This window comes from Nesterenkonia sp. CL21 (genome assembly GCF_031705515.1).
GTDB lineage: Bacteria > Actinomycetota > Actinomycetes > Actinomycetales > Micrococcaceae > Nesterenkonia > Nesterenkonia aethiopica.
The window spans coordinates 305,680-330,141 of sequence record NZ_JAUTWR010000003.1; the positions used below are offsets into that span (position 1 = coordinate 305,680).

The window sequence follows — 24,462 nt, forward strand, 5'->3', positions numbered from 1 at the left end:
CGGCGAGGTGGTCCTCGCCGGGGCTCTCGTGATCGGTCGGGATGACAGGATTTGAACCTGCGACCCCACGACCCCCAGTCGTGTGCGCTACCAAACTGCGCCACATCCCGATTCGTCGTGGCCGTTCCGGCCACCAGAAGAGTCTACAACAACTCAGGGCCGGATGCCGCATCGGCAGCGGGTGTCTCGGCCCTCACTTCTTCTTGCGCCGCTTCTCCCGCACGCGCATGGAGATCTCGATCGGGGTGCCCGTGAAGTCGAAGGTCTCCCGCAACCGACGCATGATGAACCGCCGGTATCCGGGGTCCAGGAAGCCGGTGGTGAACAGCACGAACTTCGGCGGCCGGCTCGAGGGCTGGGTGCCGAAGAGGATGCGCGGCTGCTTGCCGCCGCGCACCGGATGCGGGTGGGCCGCCACGAGCTCACCGAGGAAGGCGTTGAGCCGCCCGGTGGGGATCCGCTGCCCCCAGTTCGTCAGCGACGTCTCCAGCGCCGGCGCCAGTCTGTCCTTGTGCCAGCCCGTCTGCGCCGAGACGTTGACCCGCGGAGCCCAGGAGACATGCCCCAGATCCCGCTGGATCTCCCGCTCCAGGTAGTACCGACGCTCGTCGTCGAGCAGGTCCCACTTGTTGTAGGCGATCACCAGCGCCCGGCCGGAGTCCACCGCCAGCTGCACGATGCGCACGTCCTGCTCAGAGATCGGTTCGTCCACCGCCAGGAGCACGACGGCGACCTCCGCCTTGTCCAGGGCGCGCTGGGTGCGCAGCATCGCATAGTACTCCGAGCCCTGCGCCATGTGCTGACGACGTCGGATGCCCGCCGTGTCCACAAATCGCCAGGTCTCGCCGCCCAGCTCCACCAGCTCGTCCACGGGGTCTCGGGTGGTGCCGGCGACGTCGTCGACGACCACACGCTCGGATCCGGCGAGCTTGTTCAGCAGGGAGGACTTCCCCACATTCGGCCGCCCCACCAGTGCCACACGGCGCGGCCCGCCCAGCGGCACCAGTCCCCCGTGCTGGGCGGTGTCCGGCAGAGCCTTCACCGCGGCGTCGAGCAGGTCACCGGTGCCGGTGCCGTGCAGCGCCGAGACCGGGTACGGCTCGCCCAGACCCAGGTTCCACAGGGCGTAGACCTCGGCCATCTGGGCCTCGGAGTCCACCTTGTTGGCGGCCAGCAGGACGGGCTTCTTCTTGCGGCGCAGCATCCGCACCACGGCCTCGTCCACCGCCGTGGCACCCACCAGTCCGTCGACGACGAAGAGCACGGCGTCCGCCTCGTCCACGGCGACCTCCGCCTGGTCGGCCACCTGCCGGTGGATCCCCCGGGCGTCCTGCTCCCAGCCGCCGGTGTCCACGATCGTGAAGTCCTTGCCGTTCCATTCGGCGTCGTAGGAGACCCGGTCCCGGGTCACCCCGGGAACATCCTCTACGACAGCCTGCTTGGAGCGGATGATTCTGTTCACCAGGGTGGACTTGCCCACGTTCGGGCGCCCCACGATCGCCAGCACCGGGGGCGCGGGCACGAAGGGCATCGCCTCCTCGCCGAAGTCCGCATCGCTGAGCAGCGCCGAGTCCTCGTCGTCGAGCTCGTAGTCCTGCAGGCCCGCGCGCAGCGCAGCGGCCCGGGCCTCCGCCTCCTCGTCGGTGATCGCGGCGAGCCGCTCGGCCAGGCGGTCGTCCTCGACAGCGGGAGCAAACTCCTCGGCGCCCTGGAGGGTCTCGTCATCGTGTCGGGCCATTGCTGCTCCTGGTGGTGGGGGTTCCGCCGGGGCGGAGTTCTCTGATGAATGTGTGCGGCACGGGGCCACATCGGACGGGCGTCGGGTCGACGCCGGCGGGGCGAGAGGTCAGCGGACCGACTTCACACGGGAGACCAGGGCCTCCACGGTCTCCTCGAAGGTCAGGTCCGAGGAGTCGAGCACGGCGACGCCGTCGGCGGCCTCGGTGAAGTTCACCGCCGTGGAGTCCCGGGCATCCCGGGCGAGCACCTGACGCTGCAGCGCCTCGGCGGACTGGCCCCCGCCCATCTGCAGCCCTCGGCGCGCCAGCCGGACCTCCGCGGAGGCGGTCAGCAGCACCCGCACCTGAGCGTCCGGGGCCACCACGGTGGTGATGTCCCGGCCTTCGGCCACGACGAATCCCGCCTGATCGATGATCCGGCGCTGGGCGGCCACCAGCAGGGCTCGGGCCGCCCGGTTGGTGGAGATCTCCGAGACGCTCTCGGAGATCCGCGCCTCCCGGATGCTCTGCGTGACGTCGCACTGACCCACTGTGACGGTCTGATGGTCCGGGTCGGTGGAGATCGTCAGCGGCAGCTCCTCCACGGCGACGGCGACGGCGGCTTCGTCGTCGAGGTCCACGCCGCGGTCCAGGCAGTACCAGGTGGCCGCCCGGTACATGGCGCCGGTGTCCAGGTAGGCCGCCCCCAGGCGCCGGGCGGCGGCCCGACACACGCTGGACTTGCCGGATCCGGAGGGGCCGTCCACCGCGATGATGAGACGCCGCCCCTGCGCGTGAGGATCTGATGCACCGGTGACGGTGCGATCGGCCGCGCCTGCCGTCATGACTGGACCACCTTCCATCCGAAGTGGGTGAGCGCCTCGGCCAGCTCATCACGGCGGCCGGGCAGCACGGACAGCTCCACCATACCCACCTGATGGCCGGCGGAGTGGTCCATGCGCATGTCTTCCACATTGACCCCGACCTTCGCCACATCGTTGAGCACCGCGGCGATCTGACCTGGACGGTCATCGACGATGACGATGAGTCGGGCGAACGACTGCGGAGGCGCCCCGTGCTTGCCGGGCACCCGGGCCCGCCCCGAGTTGCCCTCGGAGATCAGCTGGGCGATGTCCGCCTGGCCGCCCGGGGCACGGGGGTCCTCGAGCGTGCGGATCAGACGCGCGACGTCGTCGCGCAGCCCGTGCAGGATCTCCACCACCGGGGCGGCGTTGGAAGAGAGGATCTGCACCCACAGATTCGGGTCCGAGGCGGCGATCCGCGTCACGTCCCGCAGACCATTGCCCGCCAGTGCCAGCGCCGAGGTGGGAGCATCCTGCAGCCGGGAGGCCACCAGGGAGGCCGCGATCTGCGGCAGATGCGAGATCAGGGCGACCGAGTCGTCATGTTCCTGCGGGTCCATGTAGTGGACGGTCGCGCCGCAGCGGCGGGCGACCTCCTCCGCCCAGGCCACGGCCGCCTGCGTGGGCACCTGCTCCCCGGTCGCCGGATCCTGGGCCGGAGAGATGACCCACGGCATCGAGGTGAACAGCTCGCCACGAGCCGCCACAGGACCGGACTGCTCGCGTCCGGCCATCGGATGGGTGCCCACATAGCGGGTCAGGTCAACCGGTGTCACCTCGTGGGCACGGCCGTCGGCCAGCTCGCGCAGCGCGCGCAGGATCTCAGCCTTCACGGAGGCGACGTCGAGGACCACGGCCTGCGGAAACTCCACCAGAGCGTCGGCGACCTCCTCGGCGACGACCTCGGGCGGAGCCGCGATCACCACGATCTCGGGGTCGGGATCCCCGACCTCTCGGATGGACCCGGCCCCGATGTCCCGAGCGATCGCCTCGGCGGTGCCGGACGGGTCGGAGAGCTGCACCTCGTGCCCATCTGCGCGCAGGCCGATGCCGATGCTGGCACCGAGCAGGCCAGTGCCGCGGATCAGCACGCGCGGGGTCTCCCGACCGGCGTCGGGTGTCGTGCTCAGGGGGTTCACCGATGTCCTCCTCGCCCGCGATGGCCGGCACCACGGTGCGTCCGGCTCGTCGGGGCCTGCTGCGTCGTCGAGTCCTGCTGATCCTGCTTGCCTTTCGACGTCCCCTGCCCGGAGGGCGGCGGCGCGCTGGTCAGGTCCATCAGATGCCCCAGCTCCCGGGCACCCAGGTCCCGCACCGTGCCCTGGGGCTGGTCGCCGATGGTGATCTCCCCGATGGCGGTGCGCACCAGGCGCGTCACCGGGTGTCCCACCTGTTCGAAGATGCGGCGGACGATCCGGTTCCGCCCGGAGTGCAGCGTGACCTCCACCATGCTGCGCCCCTGGGCGCTGGCGATCTCCCGGAACGCGTCCACCGCGATGGGACCATCTTCGAGCGCGATCCCCTCGGTGAGGGTGCGTCCCAGCGAGCGGGGCACCTTGCCCCGGACCTCCACGAGGTACGTCTTGGGGACCTCGTAGGAGGGGTGGGTCAGCCGATGGGCAAGCTCGCCGTCGTTGGTGAGCAGCAGCAGCCCTTCGGTCTCCCGGTCCAGGCGTCCCACATGCACCAGCCGCGCCGCCTTCATGGAGGCGTCGAGGTGGTCTTCGATGCAGGGCCTTCCCTGGGGGTCAGTCATGGTGGTCACCACACCGGCAGGTTTGTTGAACATCACATAGCGATGCGTCACATCGAGGCTGAGGCGCACTCCGTCCACGTGGATGGTGACCTTCTCCGGCAGCACCCGCACACCCGGCTCGACGACGACCCGCCCGTCGACCTCCACACGCCCTTCGGCGATGAGGTCCTCACACACGCGACGAGAGGCGACGCCGGCCTGCGCGAGCACCTTCTGCAGGCGCACACCGTCAGAGTCATGCACCGCAGCGAAGTTCTCCTCCGCCTCGCTCAGGCGCGGCTTGGCGCGCCGGGGCTCCGAGGAGATGAGCCGCTGGGGATCCTCACCGGCGAAGGGCCCGCCGGACTCCCCCGCCCGGGGTGTGCGAGGGGCCCGCGCCGCGCGCGGCTCTCTGGGCGCCCGACGGCGCTTCCCGGAAGAAGTCATGGGCTCCATTCTACGGGCGTGCGCAAACCGGGACGCCCGGCGGTTCAGCCGTCCTCGGCAAGCTCTTCGGCCGCCTCCACACCCGGCAGATGGGGAGACAGCTGAGGCAGCTCTTCCAGGGTGTCCACCCCCAGCTTCTCCAGAAACATGCGCGTGGTGGTGTACAGGGTCGCGCCGGTGACCGGGTCGGTGCCGGCCGTGTCGATCAGGCCCCGGTGGACCAACGTGCGCACCACCCCGTCGACATTGACGCCGCGGATGGCGGCCACCTGCGAGCGCGCCACCGGCTGCCGGTAGGCGATGATCGCCAGGGTCTCCAACGCGGCCTGGGAGAGCCGAGCGGTCTGCCCGCCCAGCACGAAGGCCGAGACCTGGTCCGCGTAGTCCATCCGGGAGTAGTAGCGCCAGCCGCCGGCGACCTCGCGCAGCTCGTAACCCCGACGCCGTCCTCCCTCGTGCCCGTCAGCCTCGGCCCGCAGTTCGTCGAGCAGCCACACGACCTGGTGTTCGGGGATCTTCACGGCGGCCGCCAGCTCGGCCGGTGTCACCGGCTCCTCCGTGACCATGAGCACCGCCTCCACTGCGGCCAAGAAGTCCTCATGGGCAACGAGCTGAGCGTCGGTGGAGGACTCCAGCGCAGGGTCAGCCTCCCGGACCCCAGGCGCCGTTCCCGGCTCGCTGTGCTGCTCCGGGTCAGCCATCGTGGTGCTCCTCGTCCGTCGGTCTCATGTCCTCATCCCCGGGGCCCGGGCTCTCCGCGGCGCCGTCCGCCGCATCGTCCCACTCTGCCGCAGCCCGCTGGGCGGCCTCGGTCTCACCCTGCGCCGAGCCGGACCAGGTCACGCTCAGCTCCCCCAGCGGAGAGTCCTGGCTCAGCTCCACGTCGCGGTCCCGGAAGAGCTCCAGCAGTCCCAGGAAGCGCACGACGACGACCAGCCGATTCTCGGCGTCGCGCACCAGCTCAGAGAAGCTCAGCGTGCCGCCCTGCCGCAGCATGCCGGTCATGGTCGCCATCTCATCGCGCACGTTCACCGCGTGGGCGTGGAGATGCTCGAGTCGGACGTCGTCGGGCTCCATGGCGGGCCGGGCGAAGACCTTTTCGGCGATGGCGCGCAGATCCTCCGGCGTGGTGCGCCAGACCAGCTCGGGAAGCAGCCCCGCCAGCTGGGGATCCGTGCCGGGGTGGCGCGGGTGTCGGTCGGCGTTCTCATCGAGCGTGGCCCGCACGTGGGAGGCGATCTCCTTGAACGCCCGGTACTGCAGCAGGCGCGCGAAGAGCAGGTCGCGGGCCTCCAGAGCGGCGATGTCCTCCTCCGACTCCACCTCTCCGCTGGGCAGGAGCTGGGCGGCCTTGAGGTCCAGCAGCGTGGCGGCGATCAGGATGAAGTGGGAGGACTCGTCCAGCGCCTGGGGGCTGAAGGTCCCCTCGGCGGCGCCGGCATCGGCGGAGAGCTTCCGCACATAGGCCACGAACTCGTCGGTCACGGCGGCCAGGGCCACCGTGGTGACGTCCATCTGCCGTTTGGCGATGAGCCCGAGCAGCAGGTCGAAGGGGCCGTCGAAGTTCTCCAGCGAGACGGTGAACCCGCTGGTGCCCTCGAGCTCTGCCGCGCTCTCGACATCCATGCTCGTGACGCCGGACCGGGCGTCCGGCTGCGGGCTGGTCTCGCTCACCGGCTGCTCCGCAGAGGTCAGGGCGCGCCGCCGCGGACCACGAGCTCCCGGGCCAGCTGGCGGTAGGCCTTGGCGCCCTCATGCTTATGGGCGTAGGAGGTGATGGGTTCGGCGGCGACCGTGGCGTCGGGGAACTTGACCGTGCGCTTGATGACCGTCTCGAAGACCTTGTCCCCGAAGGCCTCCACGATCCGGGAGATGACCTCCCGGCTGTGCAGGGTGCGGGTGTCCACCATGGTGGCCAGCACGCCGTCGATCTCCAGGTCCGGGTTGAGCCGGTCCTGGACCTTCTCGATGGTGTCCACCAGCAGTGCCACGGCGCGCAGCGCGAAGAACTCGGCCACCAGCGGGATGATGACCCCGTGCGCGGCGGTCAGGGCGTTGACGGTCAGCAGCCCCAGGGACGGCTGGCAGTCGATGATGATGACGTCGTAGTCGTCCCGCACCTGGCGCAGGGCCCGTTCGAGGACCTGCTCGCGGGCGACTTCGTTGACCAGTTGGACCTCCGCGGCGGAGAGGTCGATGTTGGCCGGCAGCAGGTCCACTCCGGGCACGTGGGTGGTGAGGATGGCGTCCCGTGCGGTGACCTCACGCTCCATGATCACGTTGTACACGGAGGTCTCCAGCTCGTGCGGGCTCGTGCCGAGACCGGCGGAGAGGGCGCCCTGCGGGTCGAAGTCGACCATGAGCACCCGACGCCCGTACTCGGCGAGCGCGGCGCCCAGGTTGATCGCCGAAGTGGTCTTGCCGACCCCGCCCTTCTGGTTCACCATCGCGATGGTGCGGGCCGGCCCGGTGCCCTCGAGAGGACTCGGGACGGGGAACTCATGCTTGGGACGGCCGGTGGGGCCGATGATCGCCTCACCGTGGATGGTGAAGAGCTCGGTCGGCTGGTCGTTGCTCACTGACTCCCTCGCTTCTCCGTCACGCCGTCGTCTGGTCGGTCGCACCGTCGGGGCCCTGTCCGGGGGCGTCGTCGGCTCGACAACCCGACCAGACTACCCCTGCGGCGGCGTCGACCACACGCCGACTGTTCATCCCGAGATTGAAGGACGACCCTCACCGGCTCCGCGAGCCATGCCTCACCGACTGCGACGCAGCACCGGGACGAGCTCGTCGAGCACCGCCCGGTCCTCGATCGTGGAGGGCACCTGAGGCTCCTCGTCGTCGGCGATCTGCCGCATCGTTCTGCGCAGGATCTTCCCGGAGCGGGTCTTCGGCAGCCCGGGCACCACGGCGACGTCCTTGAAGTCGGCCACCGGCCCGATGGTCCGCCGCACCAGGTCGGTCAGCTCCTCGCGCAGGAGCTCCGGGTCCCGCTCGTACCCGGTCTTGAGCACCACATAGCCGGCGGCCCGCTGGCCCTTGAGATCGTCGGCCACACCGATGACGGCGCATTCGGCCACCGCAGGGTGCGAGGCGACGGCGGCCTCGATCGCCCCGGTGGAGAGACGGTGACCGGCCACATTGATGACATCGTCGGTCCGGCCCATGACGAACAGGTAGCCGTCCTCGTCGAGGCAGCCGGAGTCCCCCGTGGCGTAGAAGCCGGGGAAGGCCGACAGGTAGGAGTCGATGTAGCGCTGGTCGTCCCCCCACAGGGTGGGCAGCGTGCCCGGAGGCATCGGCAGACGCAGGGCGATGTTGCCCTCCTCCCCCGGTGGCAGCTCCTGCCCGTCAGCGCCGAGGATGACGACGTCGTAGCCCGCCATGGGCAGGGTCGCCGAGCCCTCTTTGATCGGCAGGGGCTCGATGCCGACGGGGTTCGCCGCGATGGGCCATCCCGTCTCGGTCTGCCACCAGTTGTCGATCACCGGGACTCCGAGGGCCTCTCCGATCCACCGCTGCGTGTCCGGATCGAGCCGCTCGCCGGCGGCGAAGAGGTGCTGCAGCGAGGAGATGTCATGGTCGCCCACCAGAGCTGCCTCCGGGTCCGCCTTGCGGATGGCGCGCAGCGCCGTCGGTGCGGTGAACAGCGCGGAGATCCGGTGCTCCTCCACCATCCGCCAGAAGGCCCCGGCGTCGGGCGTCCCCACCGGCTTGCCCTCGTAGAGCACCGTGGTGGCGCCGACCAGCAGAGGACCGTAGACGATGTAGGAGTGCCCCACCACCCACCCGACGTCGGAGGCGGTCAGCATGGTCTGCCCGGGGCCGACGTCGAAGACAGCGGACATGGACCAGCTCAGCGCCACTGCCGTGCCGCCCTGATCCCGGACCACCCCCTTGGGGCGTCCCGTCGTCCCGGAGGTGTAGAGGATGTACAGCGGGTCGGTGGCGGCCACGGGAACAGGTCCCGCCGAGGTCGCCTGGGCCGAGAGCCGCTCCCAGTCCTGCCAGCGGGCGGTCGAGTCCCCCGCGACGTCCGCCATGCTGTGGGAGAACCCGTCCCGGTGCTGGACGACGACCTCACGGACCGGATGCTGCGCCAGGCTGATCGCCTCCGCCACAGTGGGCAGGTACTCCACCCGCCGGGACGGCTCGATCCCGCCGCTGGCGGTGAGCACGACGTCGGCGGAGGAGTCGTCGATGCGGGACGCCAGCTCCTGAGCTGCGAACCCGCCGAAGACCACCGAATGGACTGCCCCGAGCCGGGCGCAGGCGAGCATCGCGATGGGAGCCTGCGGGATCATCGGCAGATAGATGATCACCCGGTCTCCGGCACCGACGCCGAGACCGGCGAGCATCCCGGCGGCTCGGGCCACCTCCTCGGTGAGCTCCGCATAGGTGTAGCGGCGCACCGTGCCGGTGACCGCCGAATCGTGGATCAGGGCGACCTGGTCGCCGCGGCCCGCCTCCAGGTGGCGGTCCAGGCAGTTGCGGCTCAGATTGAGCCTGCCGTCGGGGAACCAGCGGTGGATCGGTGCCGCCGAATCGTCCAGAGCCTGGTCCGGCATCCGGTCCCAGTCGACGCACCGGGCCGCGTGCAGCCAGAAGTCCTCGCGGTCGCGCAGCGATCGACGGTGGACATCCCGATAACCGCCCGGCACTGTGCGCTCAGCTCCCATGGTGCTCCTCCTGATCCATGATCCGTCCTCTGCTCGATTCCCCGCCCGGCGCTGCGTGGCACCCTGCCAGACTATGACGCCGATCACATCTTGTGAAGGCCTGTGTATACACAAGTGCGCGGCATCGTCGAATCGACCGTGAATCATCGCCCTGAACCGCCATCTGTGTATACACTTCCGGTATGCGTGCCAGTGACCGTGCTTACCGACGCCTGCGCGAGGAGATCCTCGACGGCGCCCTCGCCCCGGGGACGGTCCTCGGCGAGGTCGAGCAGTCCGAGCGCCTCGGAGTCTCTCGCACCCCGGTGCGGGAGGCGCTGTCCCGGCTCACCGCCGACGGCCTGGCGGACCAGGCCCAGGGCCGGGGCACCGTGGTCAGCTCCGTCTCCCTGGGCGACGTCGATCTGCTCTTCGAACTGCGCCTGCCGCTGGAGATGCAGGCCGCTCGGCTGGCGGCCCAACGCGGCGACCCGGAGCGCTTCACCGCACTGGCCCGGCGGTTCGCCCAGGCCGAGGAGGCGCTGAGCTCCGCCGCCGGCGCCGTTCCCGAGGACCAGGAGGCGCGCTACTACGACCTCGCCGAGGAGCTCGACGACGCCGTCGCGGAGGCCGTGGACAACCCCTACCTCACGGGCATGCTGCGCAGTCTGCGCGTCCATCTCGTCCGAGTGCGTCGCCTGGCCCGGGACGAACCCGCCCGCCTGACCGAGTCCGCCCGCGAGCACCGGAGCGTGTGCAGCGCCATCGCCTCCGGCGACCCCGACACCGCCGCGGCCGCCATGCTCATCCACCTGCGGCGCAGCCTGGCCTACATCACCGGCCGGGCCGCGTCCCCCGCCGAGTCACCCCAGACCTGAGAATCACCCATCGGAGAGGAACGTCAGCCCATGATCACCCACAGCGTGCGCGTCTACCGCAGCGAGGAGAACCTGCCCCGCGAGGACCAGCTGGCCTGGAAGATCGCGCAGGTCGCCGTCGACCCGGTGTCCGTGGATCCGGAGGTCACCGACATGGTGATCAATCGCATCATCGACAACGCCTCGGTCGCGGTCGCCTCCCTGAACCGGGCCCCCATCGTCGCCGCCCGTTCCCAGGCCCTCGACCAGCCCGTCTCCGCCAACGGTGCAGGGGCCTCCGTCTTCGGCATCACGGAGCGGACCAGCCCCGAATGGGCGGCCTGGGCCAACGGCGTCGCCGTGCGTGAGCTGGACTATCACGACACGTTCCTGGCGGCCGACTATTCGCACCCGGGCGACAACATCCCGCCCATCCTGGCTGTGGCCCAGCACACGGGGCGCTCCGGCCCCGAGCTGATCCGCGGCATCGCCACCGGCTACGAGATCCAAGTCGACCTGGTCAAGGCCATCTGCCTGCACCAGCACAAGATCGACCACGTCGCCCACCTCGGCCCCTCCGCGGCCGCCGGCATCGGCACCCTGCTGCGCCTCGACGCCGAGACGATCTTCCAGGCCGTCGGCCAAGCTCTGCACACCACCACCGCCACGCGTCAGTCCCGCAAGGGCGAGATCTCCACCTGGAAGGCCCACGCCCCCGCCTTCGCCGGGAAGATGGCCGTCGAAGCCGTGGACCGGGCCATGCGCGGCCAGACCTCGCCGGTGCCGATCTACGAAGGCGAGGACGGCGTCATCGCCTGGATGCTGGACGGCCCGGAGGCCCGCTACGAGGTGCCGCTGCCCGCCACCGGCGAGGCCAAGCGCGCCATCCTCGACACCTACACGAAGGAACACTCGGCCGAGTACCAGGCCCAGGCCTGGATCGACCTGGCCCGGAAGCTGCACCAGCAGCACCCCGAGGCCACGGACCCGAACGCCGTCGAGTCCATCCTGATCCGCACCAGCCACCACACCCACTACGTGATCGGCTCGGGCGCCAACGACCCGCAGAAGTACGACCCCACCGCCTCCCGCGAGACGCTGGACCATTCGATCCCCTACATCTTCACCGTCGCGCTGCAGGACGGGGCCTGGCACCACGTGGACTCCTATGCCCCTGAGCGCGCAGGCCGTGAGGACACGGTGGCGCTCTGGCACAAGGTCACCACGGAGGAGGACCCGGAGTGGACCCGCCGCTACCACTCCCTGGACATCGCGGAGAAGGCCTTCGGCGGGTCCGTGGAGATCCGGCTGACCGACGGGCGCACCATCACCGATGAGATCGCCGTCGCCGACGCCCACCCGCTGGGCGCCCGCCCCTTCGCCCGGGAGCAGTACATCGACAAGTTCCGCACCCTGGCCGCGGGCGTCATCGCCGACGACGAGATCGAGCGCTTCCTGGACGTCGTCCAGCGACTCGAATCGCTGCCCGCCGGCGAGCTCCACCAGCTCAACCTCCAGGCCGCCGACGGAGTCATCGACCCCACCGAGGCGCCGAAGGGGATCCTCTGAGATGCTGTACTCCACCACCACTGCGCAGCAGAAGCGCCGTGCCCTGCGCGAGATGCTCGCCCCGGGTGCGGCCCGGCAGTTCCCCGGCACCTTCACCCCTCTCTCGGCCCCGCTGATCGAGGAGAAGGGGTTCGACGGCGTCTACATCTCCGGGGCCGTGCTCGCCAACGAACTGGGCCTGCCCGACGTCGGGCTGACCACGCTCACCGACGTGGCCCACCGGGCCGGGCAGATCGCCCGCGCCACGAACCTGCCGGCCCTGGTCGACGCCGACACCGGCTTCGGCGAACCGATGAACGTCGCCCGCACCGTCCAGGAGCTCGAGGACGCCGGACTGGCCGGCTGCCACATCGAGGACCAGTTCAACCCGAAACGCTGCGGTCACCTGGACGGCAAGAACATGGTGGACCTGCAGACCGCGACCCGCCGGATCGCCGCCGCCGCCCAAGGACGTCGGGACGAGGACTTCCTCATCATGGCGCGCACCGACCTGCGCGCGGTCGAAGGGCTCGACGCCGCCATCGACCGTGCCAAGGCGCTGATCGACGCCGGAGCCGACGCCATCTTCCCCGAGGCGATGAAGGACCTCAGCGAATTCGAGGCCGTCTGCGCCGCCGTCGACGTCCCGGTGCTGGCCAACATGACCGAGTTCGGCAAGTCCGCGCTGTTCACCCGGCAGCAGCTCGCCGACGCCGGCGTGGCGATGATCATCTACCCGGTCACCTCGCTGCGCGCGGCGATGGGCGCGATCGAACGCACGCTGGACACCCTGGCCGCCCACGGCACCCAGGAGCCCGCCGTGGCGGAGATGATGACCCGCGCCCGGCTCTACGAGCTGGTCGACTACGAGGCGTACAACACCTTCGACACCGGCATCTTCAACTTCGAGGTGCCGGACGTACACTCCCCGAGCGGCACCGACCACTGAGCGGGACCCACCACTGACCTGAGGAGGTCACCGATGTCCGAGAACCACGACGCCGAGCAGATCCGCAAGGGACTGGCAGGCGTGGTCGCCGACCACACCGCCATCTCCAAGGTCAACCCGGAGACCAACTCGCTGCTCTACCGCGGCTACCCCGTCCAGCAGCTGGCCGCTCAGCTCTCCTTCGAGGAGGTGGCCCTGCTGCTGTGGACCGGTGAGCTGCCCACGGAAGCTGAACGGGACGAGTTCCTCGCCTTCGAACGTTCGCACCGCGCCCTGGACCCCCAGGTCAAGGCCGCCGTCGACCTGCTGCCCACCGACTGTCACCCGATGGACGTGGGCCGCACCGCGGTCTCCGTGCTGGGTGCGCGCCACCCGCAGGCCGAGGACTCCTCCCCCGAAGTGGAGCTGGCCAAGGCCAAGGCGCTCTTTGCGGCGTTCCCCGCAGTGGTCGCCTATGACCAGCGCCGCCGTCGGGGTCTGGCCGCCGTAGAGCCGCGTGACGACCTGGACTACTCCCAGAACTTCCTGTGGATGACCTTCGGACAGGAGCAGGCGCCCGAGGTGGTCGACGCGTTCCGGGTCTCGATGGTGCTCTATGCCGAGCACTCCTTCAACGCCTCCACCTTCACCGCCCGGGTGGTCACCTCCACCCTGGCGGACCTGCACTCGGCGGTCACCGCGGCGATCGGCGCCCTCAAGGGCCCCCTGCACGGGGGAGCCAACGAGGCCGTGATGCACACCTTCGAGGAGATCGGCATCGACACCGCCGAGACGCAGGCCGACGCCGCGGTGCGCGCGAAGGCCTGGATGGAGCAGGCGCTCGCCGAGAAGCGCAAGGTCATGGGCTTCGGCCACCGGGTGTACAAGAACGGCGACTCACGGGTCCCCACCATGAAGAAGGCCCTGGACGCCATGGTCGCGCACTACGGCCGCGGTGAGCTGATGGGCCTCTATGACGGGCTCGAGGCGGCGATGGACGAGGCCAAGGGCATCAAGCCCAACCTCGACTACCCGGCGGGCCCCACCTACCACCTCATGGGCTTCGACACCGAGATGTTCACTCCGCTGTTCATCGCCTCCCGCATCACCGGCTGGACGGCCCACATCATGGAGCAGCGAGCCTCCAATGCGCTGATCCGCCCGCTGAGCGCCTACAACGGACCCGCTGAGCGGAGCCTATGAGGCTCCGTTCAGCGGGTCGGTGAGACGAATGGGGCCGGCGGGCAGGCCAGGCAGGGACTGCCCCCGCTGCCCTGATCAGCGCAGCGGGGAGCCCAGGGCCTGGTCTGCGGCGGCCAGGATGTCGCCGTCGCGGACCAGGTCCACCACCTCATCGATCTCCGGGGCCAGGTACCGGTCGGTGTCCGGGCCGGCGACCCGGGAACGCACGGCCCGGCGCACCGCGGTGATCGCCGGGGCGGTGCGGGCCTGGTCCACTCCGCCGTCGCGCATGTCGAGGCCACGGGCCGCGGTGAGGATCTCCACCGCCAGCACCCGGATGATCCCGTCGACGGCGCGGCGCAGCTTCAGCCCGGCCGCCCAGCCCATCGAGACGTGGTCCTCCTGCATCGCCGAGCTGGGGATGGAGTCCGCCGAGGCGGGCACGGCGAGCCGCTTGAGCTCGGAGACGATGCCGGCCTGCGTGTACTGGGCGATCATGTGTCCCGAGTCCACACCGGGGTCATGGGCGAGGAAGGCGTTGAGGCCGTGACTGCGGGAGGAGTCCAGCATCCGGTCGGTGCGCCGCTCCGACATCGAGGCGCAGTCCGCCACGGCGATGGCCAAGAAGTCCAGGACGTACCCCACCGGGGCCCCGTGGAAGTTGCCGTTGGACTCCACACGGCCGTCCACCGTGACCACCGGGTTGTCGATCGCGGAGGCCAGCTCATAGCCCGCCACGGCTTCGGCGTGGGCGAGCGTGGAACGTACCGCGCCGTGGACCTGGGGCGCGCAGCGCAGCGAGTAGGCGTCCTGGACCCGGGTGTGACGGTGCTCGCCGCCTCGGGTCTCGGCGATGAGGTCCGAGTCCGCGAGCAGGCGCCGCAGGTTCGAGGCGGCGTCAGCCTGCCCGGGCTGTGGGCGCAGCGCGTGGAGGTCCTCGGCGAAGACGGAGTCGGTGCCGCGCAGCGCCTCGATGGTCATCGCCGTGGCGATGTCTGCGGTACGCACCAGCCGCCGCAGATCGGCGGCGGCCATGAGCAGCATGCCCAGCATGCCGTCGGTGCCGTTGATCAGCGCCAGGCCCTCCTTCTCCTGCAGCTCGATCGGCTCGATTCCGGCCGCGGCGAGCGCCTCACCGGCCGGACGACGCACGCCGTCGGCGTCGAAGACCTCTCCCTCCCCCATCACGGCCAATGCGCAGTGCGACAGCGGCGCGAGGTCACCCGAGCAGCCCAGTGAGCCGTACTCGCCGACCACAGGAGTGATCCCGGCGTTGAGCAGCGCGGCATAGCGCCGAGCGACCTCCGGGCGGACGCCGGTGCGGCCGGTGGTCATGGTGGCCAGCCGGTTGAGCATCAGCGCACGGACGACCTCGCGGTCCACGGGCGCACCCGAGGAGGCGGCGTGGGAACGCACCAGGGAGCGCTGCAGCTGGCGGCGGCGCTCCGGCGGGATCTGCTTGACCGCGAGCGCGCCGAAGCCGGTGGAGACTCCGTAGTGCGGCAGCGGATCCTCGGCCAGCGTGTCGATCACCGCGCGGGAGAGCCTCATGGCCTCCTCGGCCTGCTCGCTGAGCGCCACCGGGGCACCGTGTCGGGCGACGGCCAGCACCTCTTCCTGCCGCAGCGGGCCCGGGCCCATGGTGACCGTCTGCTCAGCCGCGTGCTGCGCTCCGTCTGCTTGTGTCGTCGACGCTGACGTCATGATCCGAACCTCCAGGTGTTGCCATCTGATGAAAATCGCGTTTCAATAAGTGAAACGCACTCACGCCGTCTTGGCAAGGCCCACCACCCCGGGCCGGAGAAGGAGAGCATCGTGGCAGAACCGTCGACACGCACCGTCAGCCGCGCCCTGGACCTGCTCGCCGCCGTCTGCGACGCCGGCGACGTGTCCTTGGCGGACGCGGCTCGGCGCACCGAGCTCAACTCCTCCACCGCGCTGCGCCTGCTGCGCACCCTGGAGGGCGCCGGCTTCGTCCGCCGCGACGACGACGGCGTCTACCGCCCCGGACTGCGCATCGTCCAGCTCGGCGCCCAAGCGCTGAGTGCGGAATCCCTGGTCTCCCTGGCCGAGGCGCCGCTGCGTCGGCTCGTGGAGGCCACCGGCGAGTCCTGCTACCTGAGCGTGCCTCACCTGCAGGGCACCCGCGGCGAGCATGGGATCTACCTGGCCATGGAGGAGGGCACGCACTCCATCCGCCACACCTCCTGGGTCGGACGGACCGTCCCGCTGGAGGGTACGGCCGTCGGCGCCGCCCTGCGCGGCGACGTCCCTGACGCCGGACCGGAGGCCGGCTACGTCGTCGCCGGCGACGTCGTCGAATCCGACGTCACGGCGATCGCGGCCCCGGTCCGCGTGCCCGCCGCCGACCGGGAGGGCCGCATCGTGGCGGCCCTCTCCGTGGTCGCCCCCTCCTACCGGATGGATGAGACCACCGTGACCGCCTGCGGGCGGCTGCTGGCCGAGGAGGCCCGCAGCATCCTGCACGCCGTCGAGACCGCCGACTCCTGAGCCGTCCAGACCCGAGCCGTCCAGACCCGAACCACCGACCGCTGACACCCGCTGACACCCGCCGTCACCGACCACCGAGGATCACCGATGACCACTCACACCACTGACACCACGCACGCCACCGGCACCGCCGCTGACTCCGCCGCTGACTCCGCCCGGCCGGCCGCCCACACCCGCCACGACCCGTCCCGCAGCATCCGCGCACCGCGCGGCACCGAGCTGACGGCCAAGAGCTGGCAGACGGAGGCCCCGCTGCGGATGCTGATGAACAACCTCGACCCCGAGGTCGCCGAGCATCCCGAGGACCTGGTGGTCTACGGCGGCACCGGACGCGCCGCCCGCGACTGGGAGTCCTACGACGCCATCGTCGCGACGCTGAAGGACCTCGAGGACGACGAGACCCTGCTGGTGCAGTCGGGCAAGCCGGTCGGCGTCTTCCGGACCCACGAGTGGGCGCCCCGTGTCCTGATCGCCAACTCGAACCTGGTCGGCGACTGGGCCACCTGGGAGCAGTTCCGCAAGCTCGACGCCGAGGGCCTGATGATGTACGGCCAGATGACGGCCGGGTCCTGGATCTACATCGGCACCCAGGGCATCCTGCAGGGAACGTACGAGACCTTCGCCGCGGTGGCCACGAAGCGCTTCGGCGGCACGCTGGCCGGCACCCTGACCCTCACCGGAGGATGCGGGGGGATGGGCGGCGCCCAGCCGCTGGCGGTGACCCTCAACGACGGGGCGTGCCTGATCGTCGACGTCAACGAGACCCGCCTGCGCCGCCGGGCCGCCAAGCGCTACCTCGACGAGGTGGAGCTGGACCTGGACCGCGCCCTGGAGAAGGTGCTGGCCGCCAAGGCCGAGGGCCGGGGCCTCTCGGTCGGCTATGTGGGCAACGCCGCCGAGGTGTTCCCCGCCCTGCTGGAGCGGCACCGTGCCGGTGAGTTCACCGTCGACATCGTCACCGACCAGACCAGCGCCCACGACCCGCTGTCCTACCTGCCGGTCGAGCACACCATGGAGGACTGGGAGGCCGCGGCCCAGGCCGATCCAGCCGGGTTCACCGCCAAGGCCCAGGCCTCGATGGCGGCCCATGTCCAGGCCATGGTGGAGTTCCAGGACGCCGGTGCCGAGGTCTTCGACTACGGCAACTCGATCCGTGACGAGGCCCGTCAGGGCGGCTACGACCGGGCCTTCGAGTTCCCCGGCTTCGTGCCGGCCTACATCCGCCCGCTGTTCTGCGAGGGCCTCGGCCCGTTCCGCTGGGTCGCGCTCTCCGGCGACCCGGAGGACATCCGCGTCACCGATGAGGCGCTGAAGGAGCTGTTCCCGGAGAAGGAGCACCTCCACCGCTGGCTGGACGCCGCCGCCGAGCGCGTCGAGTTCGAAGGACTGCCGGCCCGCATCTGCTGGCTCGGCTACGGCGAGCGCCACCAGGCAGGCCTGCTGTTCAACCGGCTCGTCGCCGAGGGCAAGGTGTCCGCGCCGATCGTCATCGGACGCGACCACCTGGACTCCGGATCGGTGGCCTCCCCCTACCGGGAGACCGAGGCCATGGCCGACGGCTCCGACGCGATCGCCGACTGGCCGCTGCTCAACGCCCTGACCGCCACCGGCTCGGGAGCCTCCTGGGTCTCGCTGCACCACGGCGGCGGGGTCGGCATGGGCCGCTCCATCCACGCCGGGCAGGTCTCGCTGGCCGACGGCACCGAGCTGGCCGCGCAGAAGCTCGAGCGGCTGCTCACCAACGACCCCGGCATGGGCGTCATCCGCCACGTCGACGCCGGCTACGACCGCGCCGTCGAGGTCGCCGAGGAGCGCGGTGTGCGCATCCCGATGCACGAGAACCGCTGATTCCGGAGCACCGCACCATGGACCCCCGAGACCACTCCAGCGCCCCTGCGGACGGGAGCCAGACGTCCTCACGCCCGCGGGGCCGCTGGCGGTTCTTCCTCTACAGCGCGGTCGGCGTCGTCATGTTCTTCGTGCCGGTCACGATCGGCGAGTCGACGACGATCCCGCTGGACCACCTGGTCACCGCGCTGCGTGAGGCACTCGGCGGCGCGGCCGCCTATGTCGCGCTGGCGATCATCCTGGCCGGCACCGTCCGTCCCTTCGTCACCGGCCGGTGGCGCCGCTCCCCGGCCCGCACCGTCTTCGCCCTGCTGAACGTCGTCGGCCTGACCACCAGTGTCATGATCGTCAGCGGGGTCGGCCCGGACGTCCTCTTCGCCCCGGAGCTGGGTCCGTTCCTCTACGAGGCGCTGGTGATCCCGGTGGGGCTGCTGGTGCCGGTAGGAGCGATCTTCCTGGCCCTGCTGGTCGGCTACGGCCTCATGGAGTACCTGGGCGTGCTCATGCAGCCGGTGATGCGCCCGCTGTGGCGCACCCCCGGCCGGTCGGCGATCGACGCCGTCGCGTCCTTCGTGGGCAGCTACTCGCTGGGTCTGCTGATCACCAACCGGGTCTACACCTCCGGGCAGTACACGGGACGCGAGGCCGCGATCATCGCCACCGGCTTCTCCACGGTCTCGGCCACCTTCATGGTGGTGGTCGCCCGCACCCTGGACCTGATGCACCTGTGGCTGTGGTACTTCTTCCTGACCCTGGTGGTCACCTACGCAGTCACGGTGATCGTGGTGCGGATCCCTCCGTTGAGCCGCATCCCCGACGACCACTTCCCCGGCGTCGAGCCGCAGCCGGAGGAGCGCATCACCCAGCACCGGATGCGCGCCGCCTGGTCCGCCTCCGGCGAGGCCCTCCAAGCCGCGCCCCCGGTGGTGAGGAACATGTCCCGCAGCTTCCTGGACGGTCTGCTGATGGCTATGCAGATCCTGCCCTCGATCATGTCCATCGGGCTCATCGGGCTGCTGCTGGCCACCTTCACACCCCTGTTCGACTGGCTGGGATATCTGTTCCTCCCGCTGACCTGGGCGCTGCAGCTGCCTGACCCGCAGCTGGCCGCCACCGCCTCGGCCCTGGGCATCGCGGAGATGTTCCTGCCGGCCACGCTGGTGGCGGGACACGAGTCCGAGCTGCTGCGCCTGGTCATCGGCGTCGTCTGCGTCTCCGGGGTGATCTTCTTCTCCGCCCTGGTGCCGTCCATCCTGGCCACCGAGATCCCCGTGAAGATCTGGCACCTCGTGGTCATCTGGGCGCAGCGGGTCCTGCTCACCCTGCTCTTCGCCACTCCCCTGGCCGCACTGATCCTAGGAGTCACATGACTGAGACCGCATCCGCCGTCACCTCCCTGATGGCCGCCATCGCCGACGTCGGCACCGACCCGCGGCGCGGCGGGTACAGCCGCCCCGTCTGGTCCCCCGCGGAGAAGGACCTGCGCAGCTGGTTCCTCCAGGAGGCCCACAGCCGCGGGCTGGACACCGAGGAGGACCGCAACGGCATCCTCTGGGCGTGGTGGGATCTGCCCGCCGGACGCCGCGTCACCTCCTTGGAGGCCTCCCGGCAGGGTGCCCTGGTCACCGGCTCCCACCTGGACTCCGTGCCCGGCGGCGGGGCCTACGACGGCCCGCTCGGGGTCGCCTCCGCCCTGGCCGCCGTGGACGTGCTGCAGGCCCGGGAGGCCGCCGGAGCCCTAGACCGCCGCCGGCCGCTCGCCGTGGCCGTCTTCCCCGAGGAGGAAGGCTCCCGCTTCGGCGTGGCCTGCCTGGGGTCCCGTCTGCTGGCCGGGACCATTCCGGTGGAGCGGGCCCTGGGGCTGCGCGACGCCGCGGGCATCACCTTCGCGGAGGCCGCCCGCGCCGAGGGCCTGGACCCCGCCCACATCGGCCCCGACCCGGCCGCACTCGCCCGGATCGGACAGTTCGTCGAGCTGCATGTGGAGCAGGGCCGAGGACTCAACACCGATGAGCACCTCAGCGCCGGGGCGCCGGCGATCGCCGTGGGCTCCACCATCCTGGGCCATGGACGCTGGCGGATCAGCTTCCACGGCCAGGGCAACCACGCCGGCACCACGCTGATGTCCGATCGCTGCGACCCGATGGTCGCCGCCGCGGAGACCGTGATCGACGTACGACGCCTGGCCCGGGTGCAGCCCGAGGCGCGGGCGACGGTGGGGCGGGTCGAGCCTGTTCCGGGCGGCACCAACGTCATCGCATCCCGCGTGGACCTCTGGCTGGACGTCCGCCACCCGGAGGACGAGGTCACCGCCGCCCTGGTGGAGGACATCTGGCGCCACGCCCAGCAGGCGGCCCTCAGCGAGGGCTGCACGGCCGAGCTGACCGAGGAGTCGCTCTCCGGCACCGTGCACTTCGACCCGCAGCTCGCGGCCTCCCTCACCGAGGCGGTGCGCCGCACCGCGCCCGCCGCTCCTCTGCTGCCCACCGGCGCGGGCCATGACGCCGGCGTGCTCGCCGCGAAGGTGCCCACCGGCATGATCTACGTGCGCAACCCCAGCGGCGTCAGCCACGCCCCGGAGGAGCATGTGGAGGACGACGACGCCGTGCTGGGAGTCCACGCCCTGGCCGACGCCCTGGAGGATCTGCTGTGAGCGCCACCCACAACCTGCCCGGGCTGGTCAACGCCCATTCCCACGCGTTCCACCGGCTGCTGCGCGGGCGCACCCACGCGGGTCCGCACGGCGCGCCCGGCGACTTCTGGCGGTGGCGGGAGGAGATGTACCGCTCCGCCGAGGCGCTGACCCCGCAGACCATGGAGCAGCTGGCCACCGCCGTCTACGCCGAGATGGCCGCCTCGGGCTGGACCGCCGTCGGCGAGTTCCACTACCTGCACCACCGGCCGGACGGGACCCCCTATGGCGGCGCGGACGCCGAGGGCGAGCACGCCATGGAGCGGGCCCTGGCCCGTGCCGCCCGGCGGGCCGGGATCCGGCTGGTCCTGTTGGACACCTGCTACCTGCGCGGCGGCCTCTCCCCGGCCGGGGAGCCGCTGGCGCTGAGCCCCGTGCAGCAGCGGTACGCCGACGACGGCGTGGCGGGCTGGGCGGCCCGCTGGGAGCGGCTGCACGACGCGCTGGTCCAAGAGGACTGCGGCTCCGGACTCATCACTCTCGGAGCCGCCATCCACTCCCTGCGCGCCGTCGACGCCGACCAGCTCGCCGAGCTCTCCGAGTGGGCCTCCGAGCACCCTGAGGTGCCGCTGCACATCCACCTCTCCGAGCAGCCGGCCGAGAACGCCGCCGTGGAGGCCGAGCACGGGATGAGCCCCACCCGGCTGCTGCAGGAGCACGGCCTGCTCGGCCCCCGCCTGTCCGCCGTCCACGCGACGCATCTCAGCGACGAGGACATCGCACTGCTGGGCGACGCCGCCGCCACGGTGGTGATGTGTCCGACCACCGAAGCCGACCTGGGCGACGGGATCGGCCCGGCCCACGAGCTCGCCGATGCCGGGGCGGTCATCGCCCTGGGCTCGGACCAGCACGCCGTGGTGGACCCCCTGCTGGAGATGCGGGCGCTGGAGCATGGTGAACGGCTGCGCAGCGGCCAGCGGGGACGGTTCAGCCCAAGCCAGCTGGTGGAGGCGGCCACCGGCGCCGGGCGCCGCAGCCTGGGGCTGCTGAGCGTCGCCGAGACCGAGGACGCCGTGCTCCTCGACGCCGCCTCCGTCCGCACCGCCGGCGGTGACCCGGCCCAGAGCCCGCTGACCGCCACAGCCGCCGATGTGCTCTCGGTCCGCGTCGCCGGCACCGAGATCGCCCGCGAAGGCCACCACATGAAGCTCGGCGACCCGGCAGATCTCTACCGGGCCCTGTTCGCCGACCACCCCGAGCTGAGGAGCTTCCGATGACGAGCACCCCTGCCAGCGCCTCCCCTGCCAGCGCCTCACCTGCCAGCACGGTGATCACCGGAATCGGTGAGCTCACCACAGTCGACGCGGAGCACCGGGTCCTCCACGACGCCGCCGTCGTGATCGACGACGGCCGGATCGCCTGGATCGGGCCCTCCGCCCAGGCGCCCGCCGCCGACACCTCCTACGATGCGGAGGGCCGGGCGGTGCTGCCCGGCTGGGTCGACTCGCACACGCATCTGGTCTTCGCCGGCGACCGGGGCGCGGAGTTCGAGGCCCGTATGGCCGGCCAACAGTACTCCGCCGGAGGCATCGGGGTCACCATGTCCGCGACTCGCGAGACCGACGACGCCACCCTGGCGTCCCTGCTGGCCGCGCGCGTGGGCGACGCCCGCCGCGGAGGCACCACCTTCCTGGAGACCAAGACCGGCTACGGCCTGAGCGTCGAGGAGGAGCAGCGGCACGCCCGGCTGGCCGAGCAGGCCGCCGACGTCGTGACCTTCCTGGGCGCGCACTTGGTCCCGCCGGGGGCGGATGCGGACGAGTACCTGGACCTGGTGTGCGGACCCATGCTGGAGGCGGTGGCCGAGCATGTGCAGTGGGCCGACGTGTTCTGCGAGCGTGGAGCCTTCGACGTCGACGCCTCGCGGCGCGTGCTGCAGGCCTGCCGCGACGCCGGTCTGGGACTGCGCGTGCACGGGAACCAGCTCGGCCCGGGCCCCGGGGTGAAGCTGGCCGTGGAGATGGGTGCCGCCAGCGTGGACCACGTCAACCACCTCGACGACGCCGACGTGGCGGCTCTGGCCGACTCCGAGACGGTGGCGACCTGCCTGCCGGCCTGTGACCTCTCCACCCGGCAGCCTCTGGCGCCGGGGCGCCGGCTCCTCGATGCCGGCGCAGAAGTCGCTCTCGCCTCGAACTGCAACCCGGGCACCAGCTACACCACGGCGATGGGCTTCTGCGTCGCCACCGCCGTGCTGCAGATGGAGCTCACCCTGAAGGAGGCGCTCCGAGCGGCGACCATGGGCGGGGCACGTGCCCTGCGGGTCGAGGACGAGGTCGGGTCCGTGGAGGTCGGCAAGCGGGCCGACCTGCACGTGCTGGACGCGCCGGCGGCGATCCATCTGGCCTACCGGCCGGGGATGCCGCTGACCCATGCGGTGTTCAAGGACGGCCGCCGCGAGGTCTGAGCCGCCCGGCAGGCGCTCACAGGGCCCGAGGGTGGGCGGAGACGTAGCTCTCCTGCAGCGCCTCCGCGGTGACCTTGGTGTAGATCTGCGTGGTGGTCACCGAGGCGTGGCCCAGCATCTCCTGGACCAGGCGGATGCCGGCCCCGCCCTCCAGCATGTGGGTCGCGCAGGAGTGCCGCAACGTGTGGGGTGAGACGTCGGTCTCCAGGCCCGCCGCCCGGGCGTGCTGCTGCAGCACGGTCCAGGCGGACTGGCGGGAGAGCCGGCCGCCCCGCTGGTTGAGGAACAGGCCCGGTGTGCCGGGCCGGCGCGTGGCGGATCGGCTCACCGCCTCGGCCAGCGCGGGGCGTCCCGCGGTCAGATAGTCGGCCAGCGCCCGCTGGGCGAAGCTGCCGACCGGCACGATCCGCTGCTTGTCGCCCTTGCCGGTGACCCGGACCACGACGAGCCCGTCCTGGGACCGGTGCTCAGAGTCCTGGTGAGCAGAGTCCCGGAGCTCCACCAGGTCGTCCACGTCGAGGCTGACGGCTTCGGTGATGCGGGTGCCGGTGGCGTAGAGGAACTCCAGCAGGGCCCTGTCCCGCAGTCCGAGCGGCGTGCTCGTGTCCGGAGCCTCCAGCAGACGGCGCACCTGGTCGATGGTCAGTGCCTTGGGCAAAGACTGCCGCGGCTTCGGGGCGGCAACCTGCGCCGCCGGGTCCCCGGCGGTGCGCCCCTCCGCGGCCCACCACCTGTGCAGACCCCGCACCGAGGCCAGCGCCCGGGCCATGGAGCTCGCCGCCAGCGGCGCGCCGCCGTCGTCGCCGGTGCTGAGCCCACGCAGGTAGGAGGCGACGGTGTCCTCCCCCACCTGGTGGGGCGCGGTGATCCCCTGCTCCAGCAGGTGAGCTCCGTATCGCAGCAGGTCCCGGCGGTAGGAAGCCAGGGTGTTCGCCGCCGAGCCGCGCTCGATGCGCAGGTGGGTCAGGTAGTCCTGGATCTCTCGCCCCACCGGGCTCTCCGGCACCGCCTCGCGCAGGCGGCGATGGCGGCGCCGGAGCTCCTGGTCCTCCACCGTGGCGGCGGGCG

20 protein-coding genes and 1 tRNA gene are annotated in these 24,462 nt (G+C 71.2%); 10 read left to right on the top strand and 11 right to left on the bottom strand.

All coding sequences use genetic code 11. From position 1 onward, the window contains the following. Positions 1–36: 36 nt before the first annotated feature. From Q7C18_RS08025 to Q7C18_RS08065, 9 genes are all read right to left on the bottom strand, one after another. A tRNA-Pro gene (locus Q7C18_RS08025) sits at positions 37–110 on the bottom strand. Between the two features lie 83 nt (positions 111–193). After that, positions 194–1,738 carry a ribosome biogenesis GTPase Der gene (gene der, locus Q7C18_RS08030; protein WP_070160790.1) on the bottom strand — a complete coding sequence of 515 codons (1,545 nt, stop codon included), beginning with the start codon at positions 1,736–1,738 and terminating at the stop codon, positions 194–196. Positions 1,739–1,846: 108 nt separating this feature from the next. Beyond that, positions 1,847–2,563, bottom strand: coding sequence for a (d)CMP kinase (gene cmk / locus Q7C18_RS08035; RefSeq protein ID WP_311024905.1), 717 nt, complete (start codon positions 2,561–2,563; stop codon positions 1,847–1,849). After that, positions 2,560–3,720 (bottom strand): prephenate dehydrogenase, encoded by a 1,161-nt coding sequence (locus Q7C18_RS08040; protein WP_083277580.1) that lies wholly within the window; start codon positions 3,718–3,720, stop codon positions 2,560–2,562. The genes cmk and Q7C18_RS08040 overlap by 4 nt, the downstream gene beginning before the upstream one ends. Further along, entirely contained in the window at positions 3,717–4,763 is a 1,047-nt protein-coding gene (locus tag Q7C18_RS08045; RefSeq protein ID WP_311024906.1) for a pseudouridine synthase, read from the bottom strand. The genes Q7C18_RS08040 and Q7C18_RS08045 overlap by 4 nt, the downstream gene beginning before the upstream one ends. Positions 4,764–4,807: 44 nt before the next feature. Then, on the bottom strand, positions 4,808–5,464 hold the full coding sequence (gene scpB / locus Q7C18_RS08050; protein ID WP_311024908.1) for an SMC-Scp complex subunit ScpB: 657 nt from the start codon (positions 5,462–5,464) through the stop codon (positions 4,808–4,810). Beyond that, on the bottom strand, positions 5,457–6,437 hold the full coding sequence (locus Q7C18_RS08055; RefSeq protein WP_311024909.1) for a ScpA family protein: 981 nt from the start codon (positions 6,435–6,437) through the stop codon (positions 5,457–5,459). The genes scpB and Q7C18_RS08055 overlap by 8 nt, the downstream gene beginning before the upstream one ends. A 17-nt stretch (positions 6,438–6,454) precedes the next feature. After that, positions 6,455–7,342: an AAA family ATPase gene (locus Q7C18_RS08060; RefSeq protein ID WP_311024910.1), complete on the bottom strand. Its 888-nt coding sequence runs from the start codon at positions 7,340–7,342 to the stop codon at positions 6,455–6,457. 177 nt (positions 7,343–7,519) lie between these two features. Then, entirely contained in the window at positions 7,520–9,442 is a 1,923-nt protein-coding gene (locus tag Q7C18_RS08065; RefSeq protein ID WP_311024911.1) for an acetate--CoA ligase, read from the bottom strand. Positions 9,443–9,624: 182 nt separating this feature from the next. On the opposite strand from Q7C18_RS08065, the gene Q7C18_RS08070 reads away from it, so the two are divergent. The 4 genes from Q7C18_RS08070 to Q7C18_RS08085 are packed head-to-tail and all read left to right on the top strand — an operon-like array spanning position 9,625 to position 13,957. Continuing rightward, on the top strand, positions 9,625–10,299 hold the full coding sequence (locus Q7C18_RS08070) for a GntR family transcriptional regulator (RefSeq protein WP_311024912.1): 675 nt from the start codon (positions 9,625–9,627) through the stop codon (positions 10,297–10,299). 30 nt (positions 10,300–10,329) lie between these two features. Beyond that, positions 10,330–11,847: an MmgE/PrpD family protein gene (locus Q7C18_RS08075; protein WP_311024913.1), complete on the top strand. Its 1,518-nt coding sequence runs from the start codon at positions 10,330–10,332 to the stop codon at positions 11,845–11,847. A 1-nt stretch (position 11,848) separates the two neighbouring features. Then, positions 11,849–12,775, top strand: a complete 927-nt coding sequence (gene prpB, locus Q7C18_RS08080) for a methylisocitrate lyase (RefSeq protein WP_311024914.1) — start codon at positions 11,849–11,851, stop codon at positions 12,773–12,775. Between the two features lie 33 nt (positions 12,776–12,808). Then, positions 12,809–13,957, top strand: a complete 1,149-nt coding sequence (locus Q7C18_RS08085; RefSeq protein ID WP_070160798.1) for a bifunctional 2-methylcitrate synthase/citrate synthase — start codon at positions 12,809–12,811, stop codon at positions 13,955–13,957. A 75-nt stretch (positions 13,958–14,032) separates the two neighbouring features. Here Q7C18_RS08085 and hutH read toward each other — a convergent pair whose 3' ends face one another. Continuing rightward, the gene (gene hutH / locus Q7C18_RS08090; protein WP_311024915.1) at positions 14,033–15,640 is read right to left on the bottom strand and encodes a histidine ammonia-lyase; all 1,608 of its coding nucleotides are present in this window, start codon (positions 15,638–15,640) and stop codon (positions 14,033–14,035) included. 111 nt (positions 15,641–15,751) lie between these two features. Between hutH and Q7C18_RS08095 the strand changes: the two genes are divergently transcribed. The 6 genes from Q7C18_RS08095 (at position 15,752) to hutI (ending at position 23,394) form a co-directional block, all read left to right on the top strand. Beyond that, positions 15,752–16,447, top strand: coding sequence for an IclR family transcriptional regulator (locus Q7C18_RS08095; RefSeq protein ID WP_070160800.1), 696 nt, complete (start codon positions 15,752–15,754; stop codon positions 16,445–16,447). An 87-nt stretch (positions 16,448–16,534) separates the two neighbouring features. Continuing rightward, positions 16,535–18,295, top strand: coding sequence for a urocanate hydratase (hutU, locus tag Q7C18_RS08100; protein WP_396954348.1), 1,761 nt, complete (start codon positions 16,535–16,537; stop codon positions 18,293–18,295). Positions 18,296–18,312: 17 nt separating this feature from the next. Beyond that, positions 18,313–19,665 carry a YjiH family protein gene (locus tag Q7C18_RS08105; RefSeq protein ID WP_311024917.1) on the top strand — a complete coding sequence of 451 codons (1,353 nt, stop codon included), beginning with the start codon at positions 18,313–18,315 and terminating at the stop codon, positions 19,663–19,665. After that, positions 19,662–20,948, top strand: coding sequence for an allantoate amidohydrolase (locus tag Q7C18_RS08110; protein WP_311024918.1), 1,287 nt, complete (start codon positions 19,662–19,664; stop codon positions 20,946–20,948). The genes Q7C18_RS08105 and Q7C18_RS08110 overlap by 4 nt, the downstream gene beginning before the upstream one ends. Continuing rightward, entirely contained in the window at positions 20,945–22,204 is a 1,260-nt protein-coding gene (locus Q7C18_RS08115) for a formimidoylglutamate deiminase (RefSeq protein WP_311024919.1), read from the top strand. The genes Q7C18_RS08110 and Q7C18_RS08115 overlap by 4 nt, the downstream gene beginning before the upstream one ends. After that, positions 22,201–23,394: an imidazolonepropionase gene (gene hutI, locus Q7C18_RS08120; RefSeq protein ID WP_311024920.1), complete on the top strand. Its 1,194-nt coding sequence runs from the start codon at positions 22,201–22,203 to the stop codon at positions 23,392–23,394. The genes Q7C18_RS08115 and hutI overlap by 4 nt, the downstream gene beginning before the upstream one ends. Positions 23,395–23,410: 16 nt before the next feature. Here the strand turns inward: hutI and Q7C18_RS08125 are convergent, their stop codons facing one another. Continuing rightward, positions 23,411–24,448, bottom strand: coding sequence for a site-specific tyrosine recombinase XerD (locus Q7C18_RS08125; protein ID WP_311024921.1), 1,038 nt, complete (start codon positions 24,446–24,448; stop codon positions 23,411–23,413). Between the last annotated feature and the right edge of the window lie 14 nt (positions 24,449–24,462).